Consider the following 2,082-nt stretch of genomic DNA (forward strand, 5'->3'; position numbering starts at 1 on the left):
CGCGGCGGCTGGGCCCCGCCCTCCCCGGCCCGCGGGCGCGGCCCGAATGAGCGCCGGGGGCGGTGCCCTGCCGCTGCAGGCGGTGCCGGAGGCCGAGGCGTTGCGCGCCCAGGTCAGCGGCAGCTCCTTCTACGCCGCCATGCGGCTGATGCCCCGGCGCGAGCGCGAGGCGATGTTCGCCATCTACGCCTTCTGCCGGCAGGTGGATGACATCGCCGATGACGGCACCCGCCCGCGCGCCCTCCGCGCCAGGGAGCTCGACCGCTGGCGCGCCGATCTGGCGGCGCTCTACGCAGGGGCGCCGGCGGGGCGCGCCGCCTTCCTGGCCCCGGCGGTGCGCGACTTCGGGCTGCGGCAGGCCGACTTCCTGGCGGTGATCGACGGCATGGCGATGGATGTCGAGGCCGATCTCCGCGCCCCGGACGAGGCCACGCTCGACCTCTACTGCGACCGCGTGGCCAGCGCCGTCGGCCGCCTCTCCACCCGCGTCTTCGGCATGGAGGAGGCGCCGGGCCTGGCCCTGGCGCGGGATCTCGGCCGGGCGCTGCAGCTCACCAACATCCTGCGCGACCTCGACGAGGACGCCGCCATCGGCCGCCTCTACCTGCCGGCCGAGCTTCTGCGGCAGGCGGGTATCGAGTCGGACGACCCCGCCACGGTGCTCGCCGATGCCCGGGTGGAGGCCGCCTGCCGCGTCCTCGCCGGGCGTGCCGAAGCGTATTTCGCCGCCGCCGACCGGCTGCTGCGCGGCCGCCCGCGCGGCCGGCTGCTGGCGCCGCGGCTGATGCAGGCGGTCTACAGCGCCCTGCTGCGGGACATGCGCGCCGCCGGCTGGGCGCCGCCGCGCCGCCGCGTCCGCATCGGCAAGCCGCGCCTGCTCGCGCTGGTGGCGCGCTGCTGGCTGATGCGGTGACGCGTGCGGAATGACCCGGGCTTGATCGCCAGGCGTGGGCTTCGCCGCTTGCCCGGCGGCGCACAGGGGCGGAGAATGGCGGCACCATGAACGACGCCGTCTTTGCATATGCCGCCGCCCGGGAGCCGGATGCGCTGGAGGCGGAGATCCAGGACGCGGCGGAGGCCCTGCTGCGGCAGCAGCGCGCCGATGGCCACTGGATCTTCGAGCTGGAGGCCGATGCCACCATCCCCTCGGAGTACGTCCTGCTGCGCCACTACCTCGGCGAGGCGGAGGATCGTGATCTCGAGCGCCGCATCGGCAACTACCTTCGCCGCATCCAGGGCGAGGATGGCGGCTGGCCGCTGTTCCATGGCGGGGCGTTCGATGTCAGCGCCTCGGTGAAGGCCTATTTCTGCCTGAAGATGATCGGCGACAGCCCGGAGGCGCCGCACATGGCGCGCGCGCGCGCGGCGATCCTCGCCGCCGGGGGCGCCGGGGCCAGCAATGTCTTCACCCATATCCTGCTGGCGCAGTACGGCGAGATCCCGTGGTCGCGCGTGCCGGTCATGCCGGTCGAGCTGATCCTGGCGCCACGCTGGTTCCCGGTTCACCTCTCGCGCATGTCCTACTGGGCGCGCACCGTCGTCGCGCCGCTGCTGGTACTGGCGGCGCTGCGCCGGAAGGCGCGCAATCCCCGCGGCGTGCATGTGCCGGAGCTCTTCGCCGAGGGGCGGGCGGCGCGGCGCTGGGTGGCGGAGCACCAGCACCGGGGCTGGGCGCTGTTCTTCAACGGGCTCGACCGCGCGCTGCGCTCGGCCGAGCCGCTCTGGCCCCGGGTGCTGCGCCGCCGGGCCATCGCCCGCTGCCTGGACTTCGTGCGCGAGCGGCTGAACGGCGAGGACGGGCTGGGCGCCATCTACCCCGCCATGGCCAACGCGGTGATGATGTACGACGCGCTGGGCTATCCGCCGGAGCACCCCGAGCGCGCCACCGCCCGCCGCGCCATCGAGAAGCTGCTCGTGATCCGCGGGGAGGAGGCCTATTGCCAGCCCTGCGTCTCGCCGGTCTGGGACACCGCCCTGGCCAGCCACGCGCTGATGGAGGTCGGCGGCCCGGCCGCGGGGGGGCGCCCCCCCGGGGGGGGGGGGGGGGCCCGCGGCTGCGCGTCACCGGCGAGCGCCGGGCGA

1 protein-coding gene and 1 pseudogene are annotated in these 2,082 nt (G+C 75.3%); both read left to right on the plus strand.

The features are described from left to right. The first annotated feature begins 46 nt into the window (after positions 1 to 46). Positions 47 to 913, plus strand: a complete 867-nt coding sequence (hpnD, locus tag ACVMLK_RS20820; RefSeq protein ID WP_457487512.1) for a presqualene diphosphate synthase HpnD — start codon at positions 47 to 49, stop codon at positions 911 to 913. An 86-nt stretch (positions 914 to 999) separates the two neighbouring features. Further along, positions 1,000 to 2,082 (plus strand): annotated as a pseudogene (locus ACVMLK_RS20825) (squalene--hopene cyclase); the annotation flags it as partial.

It is taken from the genome of Teichococcus aerofrigidensis, assembly GCF_054073225.1.

Excerpts from the sequence above, each read along its gene's own strand:
- hpnD (WP_457487512.1), top strand. The coding sequence starts at position 47 with ATGAGCGCCGGGGGCGGTGCCCTGCCGCTGCAGGCGGTGCCGGAGGCC.